At 56.5% G+C, this 21,310-nt stretch carries 14 protein-coding genes; 3 read left to right on the top strand and 11 right to left on the bottom strand.

Translation table 11 applies throughout. The features are described from left to right. Nucleotides 1–53: 53 nt before the first annotated feature. The 7 genes from LG301_RS15625 to LG301_RS15655 form a co-directional block, all read right to left on the bottom strand. Complete coding sequence (locus LG301_RS15625) at nucleotides 54–1,232, bottom strand: EAL and HDOD domain-containing protein (RefSeq protein WP_404472072.1); 1,179 nt, start codon at nucleotides 1,230–1,232, stop codon at nucleotides 54–56. A gap of 56 nt (nucleotides 1,233–1,288) precedes the next feature. Then, nucleotides 1,289–3,388: a response regulator gene (locus LG301_RS15630; RefSeq protein ID WP_404472073.1), complete on the bottom strand. Its 2,100-nt coding sequence runs from the start codon at nucleotides 3,386–3,388 to the stop codon at nucleotides 1,289–1,291. A gap of 1 nt (nucleotide 3,389) precedes the next feature. Then, on the bottom strand, nucleotides 3,390–5,237 hold the full coding sequence (locus LG301_RS15635; RefSeq protein WP_404472074.1) for a response regulator: 1,848 nt from the start codon (nucleotides 5,235–5,237) through the stop codon (nucleotides 3,390–3,392). Then, entirely contained in the window at nucleotides 5,227–5,751 is a 525-nt protein-coding gene (locus tag LG301_RS15640; protein WP_404472075.1) for a molybdopterin-dependent oxidoreductase, read from the bottom strand. The genes LG301_RS15635 and LG301_RS15640 overlap by 11 nt, the downstream gene beginning before the upstream one ends. Nucleotides 5,752–6,013: 262 nt before the next feature. Then, complete coding sequence (locus tag LG301_RS15645) at nucleotides 6,014–8,581, bottom strand: response regulator (RefSeq protein ID WP_404472076.1); 2,568 nt, start codon at nucleotides 8,579–8,581, stop codon at nucleotides 6,014–6,016. 46 nt (nucleotides 8,582–8,627) lie between these two features. Next, nucleotides 8,628–9,749, bottom strand: coding sequence for an FIST signal transduction protein (locus LG301_RS15650; protein ID WP_404472077.1), 1,122 nt, complete (start codon nucleotides 9,747–9,749; stop codon nucleotides 8,628–8,630). 64 nt (nucleotides 9,750–9,813) lie between these two features. Continuing rightward, nucleotides 9,814–11,877 (bottom strand): EAL domain-containing protein, encoded by a 2,064-nt coding sequence (locus LG301_RS15655; protein WP_404472078.1) that lies wholly within the window; start codon nucleotides 11,875–11,877, stop codon nucleotides 9,814–9,816. 155 nt (nucleotides 11,878–12,032) lie between these two features. Between LG301_RS15655 and LG301_RS15660 the strand changes: the two genes are divergently transcribed. The 3 genes from LG301_RS15660 (at nucleotide 12,033) to LG301_RS15670 (ending at nucleotide 14,212) form a co-directional block, all read left to right on the top strand. Further along, nucleotides 12,033–12,392 (top strand): Hpt domain-containing protein, encoded by a 360-nt coding sequence (locus LG301_RS15660; protein ID WP_404472079.1) that lies wholly within the window; start codon nucleotides 12,033–12,035, stop codon nucleotides 12,390–12,392. Between the two features lie 64 nt (nucleotides 12,393–12,456). After that, entirely contained in the window at nucleotides 12,457–13,173 is a 717-nt protein-coding gene (locus LG301_RS15665) for a response regulator transcription factor (protein ID WP_404472080.1), read from the top strand. 142 nt (nucleotides 13,174–13,315) lie between these two features. Further along, nucleotides 13,316–14,212, top strand: a complete 897-nt coding sequence (locus LG301_RS15670; RefSeq protein ID WP_404472081.1) for a LysR family transcriptional regulator — start codon at nucleotides 13,316–13,318, stop codon at nucleotides 14,210–14,212. A 2-nt stretch (nucleotides 14,213–14,214) separates the two neighbouring features. Here LG301_RS15670 and LG301_RS15675 read toward each other — a convergent pair whose 3' ends face one another. From LG301_RS15675 to LG301_RS15690, 4 genes are all read right to left on the bottom strand, one after another. Continuing rightward, on the bottom strand, nucleotides 14,215–15,720 hold the full coding sequence (locus LG301_RS15675) for an AbgT family transporter (RefSeq protein ID WP_404472082.1): 1,506 nt from the start codon (nucleotides 15,718–15,720) through the stop codon (nucleotides 14,215–14,217). Nucleotides 15,721–15,785: 65 nt separating this feature from the next. Then, nucleotides 15,786–16,964 carry a M20 family metallopeptidase gene (locus tag LG301_RS15680; RefSeq protein WP_404472083.1) on the bottom strand — a complete coding sequence of 393 codons (1,179 nt, stop codon included), beginning with the start codon at nucleotides 16,962–16,964 and terminating at the stop codon, nucleotides 15,786–15,788. Nucleotides 16,965–17,240: 276 nt separating this feature from the next. Next, nucleotides 17,241–19,619: a putative inorganic carbon transporter subunit DabA gene (locus LG301_RS15685; RefSeq protein WP_404472084.1), complete on the bottom strand. Its 2,379-nt coding sequence runs from the start codon at nucleotides 19,617–19,619 to the stop codon at nucleotides 17,241–17,243. After that, on the bottom strand, nucleotides 19,616–21,211 hold the full coding sequence (locus tag LG301_RS15690; protein WP_404472085.1) for an NADH-quinone oxidoreductase subunit L: 1,596 nt from the start codon (nucleotides 21,209–21,211) through the stop codon (nucleotides 19,616–19,618). The genes LG301_RS15685 and LG301_RS15690 overlap by 4 nt, the downstream gene beginning before the upstream one ends. Between the last annotated feature and the right edge of the window lie 99 nt (nucleotides 21,212–21,310).

The raw sequence follows: 21,310 nt of genomic DNA on the forward strand, positions 1-21,310 counted from the left end.
TGAGCCCTCTTCTTGAACAGTGCCTATCTGATGGGGTCATACGCTGCTTCCCATTACGCTAAAGGAGTCTCCGACCCGCAAGAGTCGCTTAGCAGCGCTTCCGCCCACGCCACCGCTGCTAGGTAGTCTTCATTTAGAACATCGATCATGGTGCTGTTGAGCCGGTGGACATCTCCCGCCTCAAAGCGCTCAACCAGCGAGAGCAGGCGGCCCAAATTTCCCTCACGGCTTAGCAGCGCCTGTTTCACTTCCTCTTCCAGCAGAATAGAGCCTACCAACTCCTCAATAGGCGCTCCCTCTACATGCCCTATCAGCGATAGCAGCCCCAGCGTAAACGCCGTATGACCATCAACATCGTTAAGGCGGCGGGCTATATAGCGGCAAATCGCGGCACGAATAATCACTTGGCGCAGCTGCAAGCACTGAACCGGGTCGTTGCGTGACAGCGACATCGTCATCACCATGGATTTAAGGCGCCGCGTTCCGAGTAGCTGCAGCGCTTCACGCAGGCTTCGAACGGGGCGTACCAGGCTTGCGTGCGCGGCGGTGTTAAGCTGGCGCAGCACCAGCTTGCAGAGGTGCGGATGCTGCGCCAGCAGGCTCTCTAGCCTAGCTTGGTCAGGGTCTGAGCACGCCAGCTCCGCCAGCAGCTGCATCTCGGCAGCCGGATTACTTGAGCGTCGCGCATTCAACGCCTGCACGTGGTTAGGCGGTGAGAACACATACCCTTGGAAAAGATCAAACCCCGCCTGTTTGGCTTGCTCAAGCTGGTCGCGCTGCTCAACAAATGTGGCAATCAGCGCCAGCCCTTCACGCTGGTAGCGTAAAGGGGCCGTATAAGCCTCGTCCTGCCGGATATCGACCTTCACAAAATCAGCCATTGCCATCAGCACTTCACCCTGCTGGTCTAGCAGGGTATCTTCCAAGCAGATACGAAACCCCTGCTCTCGCAGGCTGGCAAGCCGCGCTATCATGGCCTGCTTTTGCGCTGGCTGATGGAAAAGCTGAGCAGGGATATCCGCCACGAGCTGCTGGGGCGGTAGCGGCATAATCTCGGGGTTGATCACCCACTCACTGGTGGCATTAAAAAACAGCAGGCGACTGCCCACCAACGCGTCTAGGCCCACCTCGTAAAACGCTGTTGAGCAAGCGCGCGCGGTTGCCAGCAGCGGGTCGTCAATCTCCGCATGATTCGCCCCTGGCCGGGCGCGGTACAGTAGCTTGTCTGCCACGTGGAGAAAGCGCCTATCACAGATGGGTTGAAGCGCTACGCTATAGGCGTCAGAACTCACCAATTACCTGTCTCCCCATACCTATTTGCCCGTGGTGTTTGCGTTAAGTGGTGCTCAAGCACGTGTTGCAAGCGCTCTATATCGACAGGTTTGGTCATATAGTCGTTAAAGCCTTGCTGTAAACCACGCTGAATATCGTCGTCACTGGCATGTGCTGACACAGCGACAACGGGCAGGTGCGCCGTGCGTTGATTGGCCCTGATATGTTTTAGGGCGGCATAGCCATCCATACCGGGCAAACTGATATCCATCAGTACAAGGTCATACGCATGAGCGTCAAGCTTTTCGAGCCCCTCTTCTGCAGAGCCTGCCAGGTCCATACGCCAGTGCTCACGCGATGCGATGATTTTTTGCATAAGCCGCTGATTGATGCGGTTATCTTCAACATATAGCAAACAGCGAACGGCTCTATCACCAGCCTCCAACGCAGTGCCTTGTGTGTCACTGATATCCGCTGCTGGGGATAGCGCGCTAGGGGGTAAGGCGCGGCATAGCCAGAGCGTAAAACACGCGCCTTTATCCAGCTCACTCACTAAGGTGATCCGCCCGCTTAAGCTCTTTGCTAAGTGGTTGGCCAAGCTTAGCCCTACGCCTGTACCTTCTACCACGCCCATGCCGGCATCCAAACGATTAAAGGGTACAAAGACAGCTTCGTGGTGAGCCGAGTCGATGCCTTTACCTTGGTCAGTGACCGCTATACCGATCTCTTGCCCCCCCTCAACCATCGTGAGTGCTACCTGCCCACCGTCAGGCTGAAACTTAATGGCATTGCTCACCAGCTGATGAAGAATACGCTGAATACGCAGCCGCTCCCCGTTTGCCCATACAGGGGTGGCAAGGTCACAGACGATGTGAATTGCCTGCTGTGCTGCCAGCGGTTGAAAATGGTGTATGACATCGTCAATGACGTCGTTCAGCTGCACTGGCACTTGGGGCACTGGGGAGGGCGCCTGACCTAAATTCGCAAAGTCGAGCAGGTCGCTGATTTGTGCCAGTAACTGCTGGCCACTTTGCACAATATGCTGGGAAAACGTGGCGACCTTGGGCGGCATGTCGCCCTTTAGCCGCGAGAGTAACTGCGCATAGCCCAAAATACTGTTAAGCGGCGTGCGCAGCTCATGGCTCATCGAGGCCAAGAAATCATCTTTGGCGCGGTTGGCACGTTCAGCATCATCACGAGCGGCCTCCAAGTGGCGCATCATCTCTTCACGCTGGCGGCTATCGCGGTACAGGTTAATCAGCAGGCCACAGGTTACCAGAAAGGGGCGCAACTCCTCCGCCAGCGTCGTGCTATACCCTTGGCTGGCATTGGCGACGCCAATCATGCCAATGAGCTGGTCTGCATCATAAATGGGTAGCCCCAGAAAGTTATAAATGGTGGGGTGGCCCGGTGGAAAGCCACCTCGATGGGGATGCTGGTTCAGTTCATTGGTTAAGACGGTTTCACCGTGGGCAAAAACGCGCCCTAAGAGACTCTTCGGGTTGGAAAGCGTCATCTCCCCTGAGCGCAGCTTTTCCATCAGCTGACGCGACTCTTCACTCCAAGAGAGGTCTGAAATGGCATGAATACGTAGGCTGGGCACTGCATCGGCACCGCTTGCCACCTCGCCAATCAGTGCATATTCACTATTGGTAATGCGCTTTAACGCATCCAGAATAAAAGTCCATCGCGCATCTTCTTGTTTCATTTCACGATAGTTCGCCACACCTTGACGAAAGACTTCCAGCTGCGTTTCTTGCCGCACTTCCTGCGTTCTTTCCTCCAAGGTAAACATAACCCCATGGTGAGCGTCGCAAGGCTCGCCCAGCGCGGTACCGTGAAGGCTAAAATGCCGCCCTCTAAACGTTGCCTGCACCGTTTCCAGACGGCCACCTTGTTGATAGCACTGCCACAATACTGTTAGCAGATGCGCAAGCGGTACCGGCATTGCACGTACAGCCTCCTCAAATGAGCCTGGCGCTTGCTTAAGCGCCATCAGTTCACAGGCGGGCGTATTGGCTGCCCAGCACTGCCCGGCTGCGGAAAACGCCATGGTGGCGCTGGGCAACCCTTGAATACTGTCGCAAAGTAGCGTGGTGGCAGCGTACTGGCTCATATCAATCGCCTTGTGCCCGTAGGTGCTGTTGAATGGCACGACATAGCGCGTCGCTTTTAACGGGTTTGGTAATGACATCCTGCATACCGGCATCTAAACAGCGCCGACGATCTTCGAGCATGGCGTTGGCCGTCATGGCTAAAATTGGCAAGGTCACCCCCTTAGCCCGTAGCTGCCGCGTTGCTTCTACGCCATCCATAACGGGCATTTGCATATCCATCAATACCAGGTCGAATGCTTCGCTCTCGATTCGCGTTAGCGCCTCTTGGCCGTTTTCGGCCACCTTCACCGTATGCCCCATTCGGGTTAGCTGCTTACGCGCCAGCATTTGGTTAACGGGGTTGTCTTCTACCAGCAGCAGGTGGCCCTGCAACCTTTCCACCTCCTCTATATTAGGCGCCACGGGGGGTGCCAGCTCTACGGCCCTCAATGTCAGTTTAAAGGAGAATCGGCTACCCACCCCTGGCGAACTCTCCAGCGAAATACGCCCGCCCATGGACGCCACCAGCCGCTGGCTAATCACCAGCCCAAGGCCAGCCCCTTCACGACGGCGAGCCAGCGAGCTATCGACTTGAGAAAACGGTTTAAACAGCTTCTTTTGCTGCTCTTGGTTCATGCCGCAGCCGCTATCAGTGATACTGAACAGCACCGTGATATGCCCGTTAGCCGCTTGCCCAGACACCTTAAGGGCAACGCTGCCCTCCTCAGTAAATTTAAATGCGTTATTCAGCAAGTTCATTAAAACCTGGCGCAGCCGGTCGGGGTCTGCCTCCACACAGCCAAGCGGTGCAGGTACCTCGCAGTGAAAAGCCACTTGGCTATTTTCAGCGCGCAGTCGGTAGCCGGTGCTCAGCGTCTGTAAAAATTCATCGAGTGAAAAGCACCGTGGTGACAGCGTTAGCGTTCCGGCGGCAATTTTCGAATAATCCAGAATATCGTTAATCACAGTACAGAGCGCATCCGTAGTCGCGCGCAGCGTATTGAGATACTCGCGGCCCTTGGGCGTTCGCACAACTTCTTGCTCTAGCAAATCCGTTAGGCCAACGATGCCGTTCAGCGGGGTGCGGATTTCGTGGCTCATCACGGCCATGAAGTCAGACTTTGCCTGACTGGCCTTTTCAGCCTGCTGCTTAGCGGTATATAGCTGGACATTGGTTTCTGCCAGCGTGCGCTGGCGCGACTCCAACGATAGCCGCTGTCGGCGCAGCTGAAAGATCAAAATCAGTCCCGCCAGCATGGTGAGCGACACCAGCAGCAGTGAAGCGCGTATCAGTGTCTGTAGCGCTTCTCTTTCGCGCTGTCGCTGGCCCGTAAAGTAATGGTTGGCCTGTAGGGCAAGCGCCCCGGTGGCTCTTTGAACATTGGCCAGGGTATGGTCAAGCAAATCACGCTGCTCGACTATTGAGGCGGGCGTGAGCGCGGCGATTTGGCTATCCAGCGCTTTAATCGCCTGTAGGATGTCATCGACCGAATATTCACGCATTGACACCTTGCGGATCAGTTCCGCCACTTGTCCGCGATCAACCACTTTCAAACGGCTATACAAAATGTCGTAGGCCAACAGTAGCTCTGCCAGGTTGTCTGGCGTAGCGCGCAGCAGCGCAACGCGCACCGCCTGGGTTTCACGGTCGAGCTGATAAGACGCCCACACAGCGTCTTCCAAAAGCCGCTTATCCGATGCCTGGTGTTTGTGCAGGGCAATGCCGCCCAACGTCATGGAGGCTAAAAACAGCAGACCAATGCCCATCACGGACAAAAGACGCTGACGAATCGCCGACTGCACAAACGCTAGCAGCCGACCCATCACGTTGCCGGCGACCTGCGGCTGAAAGCGTCGCTCAGTCAACAAGCAGGTGCGTCACTTGCCAGGCTGAGCGGGCGTAAATTGTTTCTTGGTGCAGACTTGTGTCGCTATCAAACGGATAGATCACAAAGACGGGACCGTGCTCACGAACGCTCATCGGCGTATCGTTAGCATGGGTGGCAAAGATGACGTCATAGGTATAGAAATCTTCCACTGGGATTTCAACTTCATAGCCATTGATTGCGACCGCAATCACCGTTTGGGCCTCTTCAGCCCCCACCGCTTGCAAAACAGAGCGCGCCAGCGGCCCCGTAAAATGCAGGGTTTCATCATGCCAAGGGGTCGACGTCACGGTGGTCTGACGCCCTAACGCTTCCAGCATGGCATGGTCAAAGACCGCCTCATCCGCTTGATTGGTCACGCTAATCTGGCCGCTAACAGTCAGCACGGCTGGGCCATCAGGAGCTTCTAGGGCAACACTGGGCATGCTGGCCGCCAGCAACAAAAAAGCCGTGCCTGCTAGCCATGGTGCATGATGCATCATACGTTGTGAGACCATTATTCTTACTCCCCCAAGGTTTAGCCGCTCTGCTGACGGTACGTTTGGCGATGGCGTGAGCAGTGCGTTTGGCGTGCCATGTTCGTTTGTTCAGCGGTGGGCATAGCACGTTATTAAATGAGCCAATTGACCGGTCAGTAACATACTGTATTCGGCCACCAGTGGCTGCGGGGGAATTGCAAAGCTTTGCAAACATTGCCGTATTGCGTGCCAACGGCAACGCGCCGATGAGGGAATGAAAGCGCCGAGCCGCCTAAAGCGTTTAAAGCGCTTCTTGCAGCGCAGACTCCAAGGCAATCAAGGCCTGTGAGAGCGCAGCCACGTGCGGTTCCAGGGGGCTATCAGCGCGGTTATCAGACGTTAGCGCCGTTAATAGCGCTTCGACACAGCCCTGGGCGGGCACAGCAACCAGGTTCTGTAACAACGCAGAGAGTGACGCCACCGGCATCTCTAGGCGATCTATTTGGGACGGCTCAACAAGCGCCTGCTCACAGCCTAAGCGTACCTGACGAAGCTCCTTGAGCACCAAGCGCATCAATGCCTTAATGCGCTGCGCATTGCCACCCAGCAGGGATACCGTGGCCGGCCAGTCTAACGCTTGAGCATCCGCTTGCGGCGGCTCGTTTGCGCCAGGCTCAGGGAGCGCACTGTCATCCGCCAGCGCCAAAAAGCTTTCCAGCGTCATGGCCTTAGCAGCGGGTTGCACGGGCGTGGTGGGCGGCGTAGATGGCGGACGATATACCCGCCCAATTTCGCTTCTCAAGCGCTCTAAATTAATCGGCTTGGTGAGGTACCCCTGCATGCCTTGGGCAAGATAGTGCTCTTGGTCGCCCTTCATGGCGTTGGCTGTCAGGGCAATAATCGGCGTTGGCGGCTGACCATGCTGTTGTTCAAACAAGCGGATAGCGTGTGTAGCGTCTACGCCATCCATCACCGGCATCATAATGTCCATCAAAATAACGTCAAAGCGCGTTTCCTGGCACTTGTCTAACGCTTCCTGCCCGTTATTGGCCAGCTCGCAGCGGGCATGCAGCTTGTCTAATAGCTTCAATGCCAGCTTTTGATTAATGGGGTTATCTTCCACCAGCAGCACCGAGAACGGCAGCTGGGGCGAAGGCTGCTCTTCTGCCGTATTGGGTGACGACAGCGGGGCAACGTGTGTGGCGGTTTCAGAAAGCACGCTTTGTAGGTCGTTCAACGTCAGCGGCTTGGTGAGATAGCCAGGAATCCCCAGCACCTGGCAGCGCCGCGCATCCCCCGTCACAGCGGATGACGTCACCAACCGCAGCTGCTCAGGCGCCACCTGTTTCTCTTCGATCAGCCGCGTGGCTAACTCATAGCCATTCATCCCCGGCATGTGGACATCAATCAGCACAAGCGTGAACGGTGGCTCGTGGGAGGCTAACTGGCGCAGGCGAAACAGCGCTTCAGGGCCGCTGCTAAATATCTCAACGTCTACCTTGAGGGCTTGCAGCATTGCGCTGACCACCCAGCGATCAACGGGTTCATCTTCGACGTACAGCACGCGGTGGTGACGCGGATCAAATCGCAGGGCCGGGATAGATTCCGGTGCCGCTGCCAAAGCGAGCGGCACCGTAAACGCCATACAGGTACCCTGGCCGAGCTGGCTAGATGCCTCGATATGCCCTCCCATCAGCTCCACCAGTTGGCGTGTGATGGTTAGCCCCAGGCCGGTGCCTTCAAATCGGCGGTTGGCGTTGCTATCAACCTGCTCAAATGCCTCAAAGACACTGGCCAGTTTATCCTCCGGTATACCAATGCCGGTATCCGTGACGCTAAAGGTGAGCCATACCGCCTCGTCTTGCTGAGACTCCGTCAAAAATGACGCTTGGCTAATATCCAGCTGAACGCTGCCCTGATCGGTGAATTTAAGCGCATTTCCCAGCAAGTTGGTGAGCACCTGCTGGAAACGCACTGGGTCTAGCATCACGTAACGCGGCACTCCCGACCCCAAATGGTACCGAAGCTTAACGCCTTTAATCAGCGCTCTGGGCGCTTGCGCTTTAATCACTTGTCCCAGGTAGGCGTACAGGTCAACGCTTTCAAGGCGTAAATCGAGCTTATTGGCTTCGATCTTGGAAATATCCAGCAGCAGGTTAATCATTTCCAACAGATGCTCGGCACTCAGCCGTGCAAGGCTCAGGTACTCCTGCTGCTCTTTTTCAAGCGGTGTCTCCAGAACCAAGTCGAGCATGCCCATCACCCCGTTCATGGGCGTGCGAATCTCATGGCTCATGTTGGCCAGAAACTGGCTTTTCGCTACGTTGGCACTTTTTGCCTGTTGGACTTGGTGCCGCAGCTCCTTTTCGTAAAGACATGCTCGGGCAGCATTGGCCAGCTTCTCCATGAGCTTGGTCAACGACATAAGCAAACTGTGCGAAAACCCTTCGCCCTTACGATAAAGAATCAATAACCCAAAGTGAGGCAGCGACAGCACATAACGCTCTCCTGCACCATCAAGGTCACAAACCCGCATGGGCAAGCTCGACATAAAGGCAGCTTGTTGGTCGTCAGTGTCAGGCAGGTGCAGGCCATCAATAAACGCCAGATGTGCAGGCTGGCGATTCAGCGTGCGCGGAATACACAGCGTGCTGTGCCACTGCAGCTTACCGGTGGTGTGCGGCAGTGCTGATGCGTTTTGCGGCGCGGCGCCTTGATCAGTGTCATAACTAAGTACGCAGGCACTGATGCAGTTAAGCGCACGCGCCATGGTGCTCACGCTCTGTGTGAGCATCGGTACCAGCTCTAGGCTTTGCCCGATCGACAGCGAAATTTCGTAAAGAAGATCGGCTTCTGCCAGCTTATTCACGCGACATCCAAGATATTATTGATGGTGCAACGGGGTATATCATGGATTAACCCAGCGCGCCTAGCACCACGGTCTTGTTATAGAAGGCGAGATAATCACTGCCGCTATTGGCGATTTCCCCCAGGGTAAATGCACCAAAGACGCTTTGCCCTTTGCTGACCTCTTTCAGCTCATGGGTAATCATGTTGTCTAGAAACAGCACGCGAGAAATACAGTCGATCAGCAGCAAATCAGCCTGCGCCCCCGGTGCCAAATGCGCCGTTGCCTGGCGATGGGCACAGGCGGCGGCCCCCATCAACGTTCCCGGATTGCCATGCAGCAGCGTCACGCGGCACCCTTCCGGCACCTCTCCTACACAGGTGATCTCACCCTGGGCATTCATCATCAGCGGATCGCGCACAATTAACTCGGCATCTAACCGGGCGATGCCAAGCGGGTAGGACTTGGCGATCGAGAAAAAGTTGTCCGCGCTGATCTGCTGACCGCTATGTGCTTTTATCATGCGGGCATAAATATCCGCAGCAGGCTCCCAGTCAATGCTCTTCACCACATTACGCTCGCTACTAGTGACGGTGAAGGCGTCGCTGATTGGCTTCCAACCATGGGCAACACCAATCACGCTAGGCATCGGTAGCCGTGCGACAAGCGCGGCATCCTCTTTTAAGCCTGTAGGCGTAATCAGGCAGGGCCGTTGTACAAAACTTAGCGACCCAGCGCCGCCGCCAATAAAGTTGTGCTCCAGTCCGAACGTAAAAAACAGGCTTTCAACAAACGCACTAATACGCGACGCTAAGCCATCTACCACGACAAAATAGGTTTGCGGCCCTGCGTCTTCCGGCCATGTAGCTGCCAGGTCGGCCAGCGCCTCTTCAAACTGCGTTTGCTCAGCGCTTAACCCCTCTACCACGCCGATGCTTGGCGCACTGTTCAAGCCGACAAGCAGCGTTCCCTGACGATAATTCGCGCCTTTGTAGGCAATCTGTGGGAAAACGCCGCCTAACACCGGCACGTGCGACGCCTTTAAGCAGGGGTCTACCGCCCTGGGCGTCCAGCCATTATCGTCACAGGCGAGAACCAAAATCGCTTGAACATCCTCTTGAGATGCCAGCGTCTGCAACGCATTGGCAAATCCCTTTACCGTACCGCTGGCATCAAAGTGTTGTTGCATATCGCTACCTTTGTTCGTCGATGTTGCGATTTCATCAGTGGATGGCGGAATAGATGACCCAGGCTCAGCTTGCCGTTACGCTGACCAGCTGCTGCTGCAAAAATGCCTGACATGCCGCTGGCTCCATCGGCCTTGCAAGTAAAAAGCCTTGTACTTCATCCACATCCAGCGCATCCAAGTAGTCAAGCTGACGCTGATCCTCGATCCCTTCGGCAATGGTTTTTAACCCCAGTCCGTGGCTGAGCGCGGTAAGTGAGCGCACAATCGCGCGGTTCTGACGGGACTGGGCAATCTCAACAATGAAGCTGCGGTCAATTTTTAAGGTATCCAGCGGGAAGCGCAGTAAATACTCATAGGACGAGTGCCCCGTGCCAAAGTCGTCAATGGCCAGCCTAAACCCCATGCCCTTGAGCTTATGCAAAATCGCCAGCGTCACCTGCGGATTGCGCATGGCAGTACTCTCAGTAATTTCCAGCTCGAACTCCTGCGGCTTGTGGCCATAGCTCGCCGCATGCCGCACGATATGCTCTGCAAGCCCTGCCACCTCAAACTGACGGGCAGAAATATTGATGCCCATCACCACCTGGATTCCCTGCTGCTTCCACTGGGCCAGCTGGCGGCTCGCCTCTTTGGCGACCCAGTCCCCCACGTCAATGATTAGCCCGCTCTCTTCTAACAGCGGGATAAAATCAGCCGGCGAGATGACCCCACGGGTCGGATGGCGCCATCGCAGCAGCGCCTCAACTCCCACATAGCGGCGACTTACAAGGCTCTGCTGGGGCTGGTAAACCAGGAAAAACTCATTGCTCTCCAAGGCTTTTCGCAGGTCATTCTCCAAGCTCAGCGCATCGACGTTCTCAAAAGCATGCGCGCTTTCGTATAGCACCAGCGTTTGGTTGCCCCCCTGCTGACGACAGAACCGCTGGGCTAACAGTGCCGCACGCAACAGCTCATCGCCGTTATGACCGTTGCTTGGAAAGAGGCTAACGCCAGCGGTGAAGTCGACAAATATCTCTTCGCCTTTAAGGCAGTAGGTGCCTGCTAGTGGCAAAAATTTGTCGCGACAGAACACCGGCGCATCGCGCTCGTCAAGGTGAGGCATGGCTACGGCAAAGGTGTCGGCCTCTAAACGGCATACCAGTGCATCCGGCACGCTCTGCTTTAGACACTGAGCAAACATCACCAACAGCTGGTCGCCAGCCTGAATCCCCATCGCATCGTTAATGCGGTGCAGGCGGCTAACGTCGATCACGCTCACCGACCAAACCTGCTGTTTTGCACTGCTCAAGCGCTCATTGAGCAGGTTAAGAAACAGCCGACGTTTAGGCAGGTCTGTCAGCTCGTCGTGCTCTGCCAGATAGAGCGCTTTATCCTCAAAGGCACGTAGCGCGGTGACATCTTGAAAGGCGCCGATCAGCTTGTGTTCCTCGGTTTTGGCCGCGCTCTGTAAACGTAGGATGCGCTCCTCGTTGCCCAACGTCAGCGTCACTTCAAGGTTAATACCCTCGCCACTGCGCTGGGCTGACACTAAGGCGGACTCCAAACGTAAGCGGTCTGTCTGCCCAACCAGTGACAGCAGCGCTTGGCCGCTCTCCGGCAGAGCCTCGCAGCGCAACACCTCTGCGGCTCCCTCTGACCAGCTCAAGGTATCGCTTTGCTCGTCCCACTGCCAAAACCCCAGGTGCGCTAAGCGGCATGCGCTTGCCTGCTCAATTTGTGTTTCGCGCAGGGCTTGCTCGCGCGCCGCACCGCGCATGGCGTATTTCACCCTTTCAGCTAACAGCGCAAGATTAATTGGCTTGGTGATAAAGTCCGTGGCTCCAGAGCTGAACGCCTGGTCAATAGACGCCACATCGTCCGAGCCGGTCAGCATGAGCAGCGGCTTATCGCGGTTACGGCTGCCCGTCTCGCCATTACGCACGGCTTGCACAAACTCAAACCCATTGCGCTCCGGCATATTGACATCGACCAACACCAACGCAGGGCTGTGCTGCACCATCAGCGCTAGCGCGTGTTCCACACCGGCTGCTTGCACCACGTGGTAGCCGCGCTTTTTTAGCCCTGACGATACCAACAGGCGCAGCGTAGGATCGTCATCAATGACAAGCAGCGTTTCAGCAGGCGCCATACTTACCTCTAGCGTTAGGCCAAATATGATTAATCTTTATGTGTAACCTTACTCTTCTGCGCTAGTTAAATTTGTGAATCTTTGTCAATATCGCTATCGCGGTTAATACTTTTTGACCGGCTCCTCCTAACACCGTCGAGAAGAGAGCTGCCCTTGTGACGCTACCCCTAGAATCCTTGCAAGAATTTGATATCGACGCTGGCCTTATGTACGCCGATGGCGATCAAGAGCTTTATCTTGAGGTGCTGGCGATGTTTCATGAGCAGCTAGTGACTGAGTTTGCGAATCTCCCCCAGCAATTGTCTGCTCCTATCACCGACGAGACGGCACGTCAGGTTCACACGCTAAAGGGGTCTGCTAGCTCTGTAGGCGCCAAGCAGATCGAGGCGGCGGCAAACACGATAGACCAGCGCATCAAAGAGGAAGCCTCCGCTATTGATGCCACCCTGCTGGAAAAGCTCAACAGCGCCATGATCGCAGCGGTTCAAGCGCTTAATCGCGCCTTATCACCCTAGCCCTAGGCTCACGCTCACCAGCCCGGCGGTGCTTTTCACGCTGCCTACGGTTAAAGGTATTGCAATGCATATCGGCATATTAGAAGACGATCCCATTCAGCGACGCTTCTTAGTCGCTGCACTTGACGACTGGGACGGGCCACAAGCCCAGTGCGTTAGCTTTGAACGGGCTAGCGAGTTTTTGAAAGCAATGAGCAAGCAGACCTTTGACCTGCTGATCATTGACTGGTACCTACCCGATGCCGACGGAATGCAACTAGTGAAGCGCTTGCGGCAGGATTTTGGCTGGCCTGGCCCGGTGCTTTTTATCACCGCAAGCCAAGGTGAAAATGACGTGGTGGTTGCCCTTGAAAGCGGCGCCGACGACTTTCTCACCAAGCCAATTCGCCCGGCTGAATTGCGCGCCCGTATCTTTGCGCTGGCCCGCCGTACAGGGCTTAACAAAGATGCCAGCAGCAACACCCAGGCGTTTGGCGTTTACACACTTACGCCTGCCCATTACAGCATTGCCGTTAACGGCACGCCGGTCGAACTTACCGCACGAGAGTATGAACTTGCCGCGCTCTTTCTATCCCACGCTGGTCAGCTCTTTTCCCGGCAAAACATACTTGAAATGGTGTGGGGGGTGCGCGCAGACCTCTCCACGCGCACAATCGACACGCATATTAGCCGCCTGCGGAAGAAGTTATCGTTTGACGGCACTTATGGGCTGCAGCTCAAAAGCGTCTATAAGTACGGCTATCGCTTAGAGCATAAAGAGGCAGACAGACCAGAGGTCTAGTGGCTTTGCTCTGGTTAATCATCAAGTTGCTATCTCTCACCACAGCGCTGAGCTCTCGACCAGCCAAGTTTGGCAGCGCTACGATAGCCAACACGTACTCGTTAGCACGCTTAACGTGCATTTTGCTTGTGGCCATCGATCAATGACTTTATTAGACAAACGTGCTTTCTACCTATTCGAAGTCAGCAGTTGCGGCGGTATTCGCGCAGCGGCGGAGCATTTGCATACTAATCCGTCGGTGGTGAGCCGTCAGATCCGCTCGTTGGAACAGGCGCTGGGTATGGCGCTTCTGGAGCGTCAGGGACGGCATGTCATGCTCACAGAGGCGGGGCAGTTGGTGGTGGATGGCTTTCTAGCCCAGCGGCGGCTGAGCTCTGAGCTAGGCGATACGCTGTCGCGGCTGCGTAACTTGCAGGCTGGAAAGGTGGTGGTATCGGTGGGTGATGGATTTGTGGATAGCTTTATTAACCATGTGATGAAGCGAGTTTCTGAACACTACCCAGATGTACTCATCGAAATCAAAACTGGCATTTACTACCCCCGTGAACCCCATGAGATGGTGGCTAACGACGAGGTAGATATTGCCATTACCTATGGGCCGATCTCCGATCCGCGCTTGGTGGTGCACTCGTTTGAACGAGGGCCGTTGTGTGCGCTAGTCGCTCCTTTCCATGCGCTGGCAGGGCATGAGTGCGTGAGCGTGGCTGAACTACTGAAGCATAAGTTGATCTTTCTGCCCGATGTGTCGGGCTCTCAGCAGTTTGTGAATGCGTTATTTGGCGCAGCGGGGCAGCCTGCCACACCGGCGTACCGCTGTAATTTGCACTCCGTCTCGCGGCGTATGGCGAGTGCGGGCATTGGCGTGTCTTTTATGACAGCAGCCGCTGCACGCAGTGAAATAGAGGCGGGCCTGTTAAGGGCTATTCCGATCAGCCATCCCATGGCGGCCACCAGCCAGGGCAACTTGGTACGGCGCGTCGGCAGAAGGCTGTCGCCCGCTGCCGACTATTTATGGAAGTTAATGATGGCGATGCAGTAGCGCTAGTTCGCCATCATGTAAACGCCGGGGCCAATGGGCCAACCCATCATCAGCCAGAACATCAGAAACGCCGACCAAGCCAGCAAGAAGCCCATAGCCAGAGGCAGCATGGTGGCAATCAGTGTGCCCAGCCCCATATCCGGTTTGTAGCGCTGCATGTAGACCAGAGCCACCGAGAAGTAGGGGCTCATGGGAGAGATGATGTTAGTGCTGGAATCTCCAATGCGGAACATCGCCAGCACGAAGGCGGGATCGAAGTCGATCATCATCAGCATGGGGACAAACACCGGAGCCATCAGCGCCCACTGCGCCGAGCCGCTGGTCATAAAGACGTTCAGCACCGCACTCATAGCGATAAACGCCCCGACGAGGGGAAGTCCAGTAAAGCCAGTGCTTTGCAGAACGTTCGAGCCTTCGATAGCGATAAACTGGCCAAGCTCCGACCAGCGGAAGTAAGCAATAAACTGTGAGATCGCGAAGAACAGCACCAGGGTAGGCGCAAGGTCGCTGGCAGATTCCGCCATACGCTGGGGCACATCGCGGCTGCTAGTAATCTTGCCGGTGGTGATGCCGTACACCAACCCAATGGTGACGAAGTAGATAAACATCAGCGGCACGAACGAGCGCAGAAACGGCGAAGGAATCAAACCGCCATCTTCGTTGCGCAGTGGCGAGGCTTCGGGGATCACCACCAGCAGGATCAAGGCAATATAGGCCAGCGTTGCCAACCCTACACGCTTAAGGCCACGTTTTTCGGCTTCCGTCAGCGTTGGCGTGACGACCTCGGTTTTGAAATCTTTACCCATGGGGAGTGTGCGCTGCAGCCTTGGCTCTACTAACTTATCGACAACTAATGTACCAACTGTGGCAAGCACAAATACCGAGCAGGCCACAAAGTAGTAATTATCTACCGGCGAGATATAAGCATCCGGATCCACTAGGCGAGCGGCATCGGTCGTAATACCGGCAAACAGTGCATCGCCGACGGTGATAAACAAGCTGGCATCAAACCCTGCGCCAGCTGCTGCGTACGCAGCAGCGGCCCCGGCCACGGGGTGCCTGCCCACCGAGTAGTACACCATCGCCGCCAGCGGGATCAGGATGAGGTAGTTGGCATCGGAGGCGATGCTGCCGCAAATACCGGCCATGAAAACGCAAAATGTCAGCATGGAGGGGGGTGCTTTTGCGACACTAACCTGCATCAGCGTGGACATTAGCCCCACCTTATCAGCAAGCCCAATACCAAACATCACCACTAAAATCAGCCCAAGAGGCGGGAAGTTGACGAAGTTACTGACCACACTGGTCAGCATAAACTCGACGCCATCCGCCGAGAGCAGGCTGCGAACGGTCACTTCGGCCTCGGTTTGTGGGTTGATCGCCGAGACGCCTAGCGTGGCTAAAATAGCGGAAATAACCACCACCAGGGCGGCCAAAATAGCGAATAGGATAAACGGGTGAGGCAGCTTGTTGCCTACCCGCTCGATGGATGCGAGTACACCTTGCATGACAGTTTCCTTAGTAAGAAGCGTTATTGTTAAAGGTTGTGTTTTTATGCCACTTAGCGTGGCGGCTAGCGCTGTTGACCGCGCTTCAGCAGTGACGTGGCGAGCGCCACAAACATGCCACCTGCGACGGGCAGAACGGCATCGTTAAAGTCGTAACGTTCGTTATGCAGATAGGCGCTGTCGCCGTTACCCACAAAGAAGAAACACCCCGGTACTTCTTGCAGGTAGAACGAAAAATCCTCCGCGCCCATGGTGGGCATGTAGTCTAGCTGCTGAATATCAGCGCTGACGCCTTGCTCTGTCGCAATCGCCAACACACGTTCTGACCAAGCGGCGTCGTTGACGAGCGGAGGAATTTGGTGCTGATGCTCTAAATGGAAACAAGCACCGTGGGCTGTGCAAACCCCGTTAACGACTTGCTCCAGCTTGCCAACCAACGCGGCGCGGGAGCTTTCCCGGTCGCTGCGAATATTCACTAGCAGTTCCGCTTGACCAGGGATCACATTGGCGGCGTCGCCCGCATGAAAGGCCGCCACAGTAATCACGCCTGCTTCCAGCGGTGATTTATGGCGGCCTACCAGCCCTTGCAGCTGTTGAACGAGCGAAGCTCCCACATAGATAGGATCGACTGCTAAATGTGGCATAGCCGCATGGCCGGAGACTCCTTCAATAGTGATTTTGAACGTGTCGTTACCGCCCATGGCAGGGCCAGGTTTGACGAAAAGCTGCCCTTCGGGAAAGCCGGGGCGATTGTGGTAGCCAAAAATGGCGTCTACCTGCGGGTTTTGGAGCACACCCGCTTTCACCATCTTATCGGCACCGTTACCGCCTTCTTCACCAGGCTGAAACAGCAGTTTGATATAACCGCAGAGCTGGTCGCGCTTAGCAATAATGGCTTCAGCGGCAAGCAGTAGCGTCGCGGTATGGCCATCGTGGCCGCAGGCATGCATCAAACCTTCCCGTTGGGAGCGGTGCTCAAAATCGTTGGTTTCTTTGATGGGGAGAGCATCCATATCGGCCCGAAACGCTACCACTGGGCCTTCGCGACCGGTGTCTAACTCGGCAAGTACACCGGTCGTAGCAATGCCTTCTGTGACCTGATAGCCCAGCGCCTTTAGCCGCTTGGCCACCAGCATAGCCGTATTGGTTTCCTCAAATTTCAGCTCCGGGTTCTGGTGTAACTGGTGGCGTATGGCGACCGCATCGCTGATTTGCTTTGGGATGAAAAAGGGAGATGAAAACATATCCTGTCCTTGCCATTGTCAGTGTCGTTATGGGCGTAGGTAACGCTAAGCGACTTAGTAGGCAGGAACGAGTGCTTAAAATGGTGAGTTTGTTGCTTTAAAAGCAACGGTGAGACATTAGAAGGTTAGAAAGGCCGTTGGCAGCTCGCTCTATTCGGCCATTCATAACCCAAGTTGCCACCAGCCGCCACGCAGTGTTCGGCGGTCTCAATCGCGTTTACAAAGTATTCTGATCAAGAACCCACTGCTCGCTACTTATACACAGGCAGCGGCTCCTCAACAGCACGCGATGACGGGCTGCCAGCCTTCCGGCGAGTAGCGCTCTAGGCCTCCTTCTCTCATGCGGGTGAGCCACAGCCAGCGGTGATTGATTAAATCTGCGATCACCGGCTGGCGTTCAATAATCGCCTCGATGCGCGCTTTGGGGGCGTCGATCACCACCGTTAAGCGCAGCGGTTCGTGGTGGAGTTTCTCGCCATCACGCAGCGACTGCTCCGGTAGGCCAATTCGCAGTTGGGGCGAATTACCCTCAATAACGCCTACATGGCCACCCACCACTGAATGCAGCAGCTTGTTGCCCGCTCCATATAGCTCTGGCACCACGGTAGACGCGTAATACTGCAGGTTGATCCAGCTGGCGACCAGCATCGGTGCCATCATTAGCCCTTCCAATACGCTGCCATCCGGGTCTTGATCGGGGTGGTAGTCGTGCAAGAATGCGCGCCCTTCCAGCGCTTTCCCTTGGGTGCACGCCCGTGGCGCTATAATCAGCGCGGCGTTATTCACCAGCCCCCACTCAGGCCGGGGCTGAGCCCAGTCGGCTCCGCGCATCGCTAGAGTTTGCAGGCGCTTGATGTGGTCGGTGTCGTTCACCCCTAGGGCAGGAGCACGCTCTTGCCGGGTGGCTTCACCCGCTCGCTGGGTGCCGTTTTCAAATTCAGCCAACGCGCCTTCCAGCGTTTTGGGCATCTGCTCATCCCGGTACACATGCACCCGGTCGGTGAGCGTACAGTGGGTCGCTGCCAGCACATAAAAGGGGCTGGGTAAGGCGATACCCGCCTGTCGAACGGCCTGCTGAACCTCCAGATCGTTCAGCAGCGCAGCGGCCACCCGCGCATTCATGCCACCGCCCTGCCCGCCACAAGCGCCGCAGGTTAGCCCTGCGTGGTGTGGATTATTTTCGCTTTGCGAATCGTGGCCCACCAGCACCAGCAGCGACGCGGTTGGCTTGCCCAGCAGGGTTAGCAAGTTTTTCGCTAGCGTAATTTTTTCATGGCGCGTAATTGGCTCGCCGTCGTAAGTGTGAAAAAGCCCAGCAGGCGCATCACACTGGGGCACCGCCGCCTGCTTGCGCAGGCTGTCCTTGATCAGCTTCCAGCCCCAGGCAATCCCGGTGGTCTCCACCAAGGTGAAAGTCGACAGCGGTGCGTACTTTGCGTGCCGAACGCTTTGGCGCTGGCTCTCTTTTTGGTAACGCTGTACGCCCCGTTTTTGAGGCTCTGCGCTGCCCACCCGGTACGTGGGTTTCAACAATCCCGGCACGCGGGGCTGGGCACGTTCAGGCCCCGTAGCCGCATCGGTCACCGGCATGGCGAAGAATCCCGCTACGCCCAGCGTGGCTACCGTGGGCGCGGCGCCCTCTAAGTGACGACGAAACCGCTCGGAGCGCACATCAATACAAAATGCGGCCTGCACCTTGGGAGCGGAAAAATGCTCGGTATTAGGCGTGGCTAACGTCGTGGCTAGCGCCCGCTGATAGCCCAGCTCATAGGCGTGCTGCCAGCACCATAGCGCCTCATCCTGAGTAGAATCGGCGGCGGCATCGGCGGTTTCCCACTGGGCAAACCACTCGCTCTGTTGGAGGCGAGTTAGCTGGTTCATTCCTAACCACTCCCAGGCCAGCACCATCGCTGCAAGCTGGGTAATACCCGCTTCTGCCTGCTGGTGGGCGGTATGCCAGCCAATGCCTTGGCACCAAGAGGCCCACCCATTAACGCGCAGTAACAACGCATGGGCCAGCACCTCAAACACTTCTGGGGTGAGCGCCCAATCTGCAGCTATTTGCTCAACCGCTGCGGCGGGGTCATCTGGCAGAGTTTGTAGCGCCTGGCGCTGCGCTTTAGACCAGCGCAGATCGTGCTGTGCCGTCGTTTTCCAGAAGTGATAAAGCGAAGGCACAGAACGGCTTGCCCAGCGCTGCTGGTGGTGGTCGAAGTAGCTCGCACAGCTCTCCGCGAGCGGATCAAACCCCACATGCTCTTCGAGCATGTCCCAGGCGCTACGCAGCGGCGCTACAGGCTTTGGGGGTGATGCCAAGTAGCCCAGAAGGCTCTGCTCGCTATAAGCGTAGCTACCTTGGCGCAGCGCCTGCTGCAGGTCTTGCGAAGTAATCCGTCCCGCTTCCCATGCGTTACGATAAAACTCAGCGGGCATCGTCATCGGTTGCCCAGCACGACGGCTTAGCGCATAGCTCACTTGCTCAATAGGCTGGTGCTTCAGGCCCCACCAGGGGTTCACCGCAATCCACTGATCCAGCGGCCACACCGGTGCGATGGCGTCGGTCGCGCGTTTCAGCGCATCGCGGTACTGCTTTGGCGACGGCTCTGATGAAAGAGGTGAAGATGTCGATGTTTCCAGTGCAGCGGGCTGACTCATGACCACTCTCCTTTTAAACCGGGGGCCAGCGATGAGCGACGCGACCAGGCACGGATGGGAGCCATGGCATCCACCGCGCGCTGAAACGGCAGTGCCAAGTAAAGCCCTTGGCTAAAGTGCACGCGCCAGCGCGCTACCCAAGCGGCCTGGGGAAATAGCGTAACGGCGCCAGCGGCCAGCACTAGGCTTGCTAGCATCAGCGCACCCAGTAAGCCTACCGTAAGGGTTAAGGGCGTGTAGGCGCTGGGCAGTGCCGGTGCCAGCACGCTGTGCAGCAAGGCATAGAGCGGCACCAGTGCCAGCGCCATTCCTACCAGCGCTAAACGCTTGGGTTTGGCCATGCCCACCGGCATACCTAACAGCGTGCTGCCCACTGCTAAGCTCAGCAGTGCGCCCAGCAGCGGGTTGTGGCTGACCAGTGCAGGCCATAGCGCCAGCACGGCGGCAGCAAGGGCCGCTGCAGGGAGCGCAAGGGAGAGACGTTGACGCAGTGGCGCAAGCGGCAAGCGTTCACAGCGCGAGGCCCGCACGGTTCGGCCAGACGCTAAGAAGGAGTGGGCTTTGTAGAGCGAGTGCGCCAGCAGGTGGGCCAGCGCCAGGGTGTACGCCCCTACGCCAATCTCGAACAGCATAAATCCCATTTGTGCGCAGGTAGACCATGCCAGGGCATGCTTGACGGAGGTTTGCGTCAGCATCGTCATCACCGCTACCAGCGCAGTGAAGCCACCCACCACTATTAGTAGGTAGTGCCCCAGCGTTAGGCCATCAAACACCGGAAACAGACGCAGCCACACAAAGCCACCTAGGTTAATCACCCCCGCGTGCAGCAGTGCGGAGACCGGCGTGGGGGCTTCCATGACTTTGATCAGCCAGCCATGCATCGGCACTTGGGCACACTTACACAGCGCAGCGATGGCCAGCGCCACTGAGGCGGCCTCCACCTGCCAGTTGCCGGAGGTAGCGGCGGCTGCGGCAAACAGCTCGGGTAATTGAAAGGTGCCGAAACGAGCATAAAGCAGCGCCACTGCCGCGATTAGCGCGGCATCTCCAATACGGCTTACCACAAATTTTTGCCACGCTGCTCGCTGGGCTTCTACACGCTCAGGATAAAGCGTGAGCAGATGGTGAAGCGCCACGCTCACGCCGACCCAGGCAATCAGCATCACAACCAAATGGTGGGTAAAGACCAGCAGCATCACGCTAGCCAGCACGACCAAGCACCAGGGTAAAAATCGGCGCTCGCCACGGTCACCTTTTAGGTAACCTTCCGCAAAGCGCAGCAGCACCGTTCCTAACAAGCTGATGAGTAGCGCCATCCACACGGCCAAACCATCTGGATATAAGCCCAGCGGCTGAGCGGCTTCCGGTAGGCCGGTGGGTACACCCAACGCATCCAGCACCAGCAGCCCGCCCACCGCTAAGCTTGCGACCAACGCGCTTGCCGTTAACCAACGGCCTATTTTCCAAGCGCGCTGCAGCGATGCGGGCGCGCTGGCCCGCGCGCTAACGCCCGCCATCACCAGCAGCGATACCGGAACCAATAACCAAAGCGCCAGTAGAGACAACACCGTTATATCAACAAAATTTGGCATAGCCCTTCCCCTTTGTCGTGTGCAAACGACTATGCCGCGCTCATTACGATATAAAAAATAGTTTATTTTTTATAAACCGTTCTTTAAAACAGAACGTAT

Source organism: Vreelandella venusta, assembly GCF_044809155.1.
GTDB lineage: Bacteria > Pseudomonadota > Gammaproteobacteria > Pseudomonadales > Halomonadaceae > Vreelandella > Vreelandella venusta_B.